We start from the raw sequence: 1,295 nt of genomic DNA, 5'->3' as shown, positions 1-1,295 counted from the left end.
CGGCTAGCTACATATGGTGTCGTTGATCTTCAAGCTGATTTGATCAACAACGCCGTGTTGCCCCAAAAAATCATGAAAGTGGCTAAACATGGTAAAATTAATTTTATATATTTCATATAAGATATCACCATAGGTTTTATATTATTTAAAGATTTACGGTGATCTTTTTAAATATATTTTTCATAGCAATAGGTAGTGACCAAAAATAATTTAGATAATTTTGGTCACCATATGTTATTTAAATTTTGATAAAACAGCTTGAACTATGTCATTTGATAATCGATTGTTCTATTTTGTGTTTTAAATTAATAGATTGAAATTAGTCGAGAGGGGTAATTGTCTCTTTACCATCAAAGTCAAAATAACCTGATTCAGAAATTGCCTCTTCAATGCCAAAGTCTTTATTTGCTACTGTGATAGATACATCGCAAAAGTATGATGTATTTCTAACATTAGGGTGTTTTTTCTTTGAGCAAGTTGATTTTATCGATGGTCGTTTCTACAAGCCCCATAGTAGCTCCAGTTGCTTCAATGATGCCTTGTTCAACAAGAGACTCAACTTTTTTCGAGTCGTTGCCACAGCCAGTTATAAGAATAGTAGCAAGGCTAATGGTGAAGATTCTAATCGTCATGATGGTAACTTTAATATTAGTTAAAGGTCTTTATTTAAGTCGTCAGTTTGGCTTTGACTAGCCACTAAATCAAACTATTGAGTGTATATATTGTGCGATTGCTCTTGCAAAGACTAGGCTTGGCTTTCCGCTGTATCCAATACTTTGTTGTTAAACTCTTTTGTGCCTTTGTAACCCATAAATAGTGCTACAGCCCAAATGATGAAACTAATTGGAGATGCAATCACGGTAATTGCACATACAATAGCAATGATTAGATTAATAATACCCCACATGACGCTTCCTGCGTACATTTGACCAGCACCTGGAATAAAGAAGCCAAGTGCTAAGGCAACAATTGGGTTCTTCATGTTGTTCTTAAGTCTAGCTTCTTTAATTGAGTCGTTCATTTTAATCCCCTAATTAGTGTTTGTGTTCTAAAAGGTTAATCCACGTAGAACAATTAAGTCAAATGCATTAATTGTTTCACTTTTATTTTATTTTTGTTAATTGTCATGGAAGTGTAATAAATTATATTTGTAATAAAAAGTTCTGTCAGGTTTTTTACGTACAACCATTCCAATGTCAATAATTTATTTTGGGTGATTTCTATTTCGTGATTAAAGGTTAATCATAGACAGAACCTTAAGCACTAAGCTCAGCGTAAATTCCGTCTAACGTAAT

Annotated in this window: 2 protein-coding genes; both read right to left on the bottom strand. The window is 33.1% G+C overall.

The features are described 5' to 3' along the window. Nucleotides 1–452 precede the first annotated feature (452 nt). Entirely contained in the window at nt 453–632 is a 180-nt protein-coding gene (locus ACED46_RS21920) for a hypothetical protein (RefSeq protein WP_371722454.1), read from the bottom strand. Nucleotides 633–745: 113 nt separating this feature from the next. Continuing rightward, nucleotides 746–1,021, bottom strand: a complete 276-nt coding sequence (locus ACED46_RS21915) for a hypothetical protein (RefSeq protein ID WP_017066511.1) — start codon at nt 1,019–1,021, stop codon at nt 746–748. Nucleotides 1,022–1,295 lie beyond the last annotated feature (274 nt).

Source organism: Vibrio sp. 1S139 (genome assembly GCF_041439475.1).
Taxonomy (GTDB): Bacteria; Pseudomonadota; Gammaproteobacteria; order Enterobacterales; family Vibrionaceae; genus Vibrio; species Vibrio crassostreae_C.
Note: the sequence above shows the minus strand (reverse complement) of the source record. Positions and strands in the feature narration are given on the sequence as shown.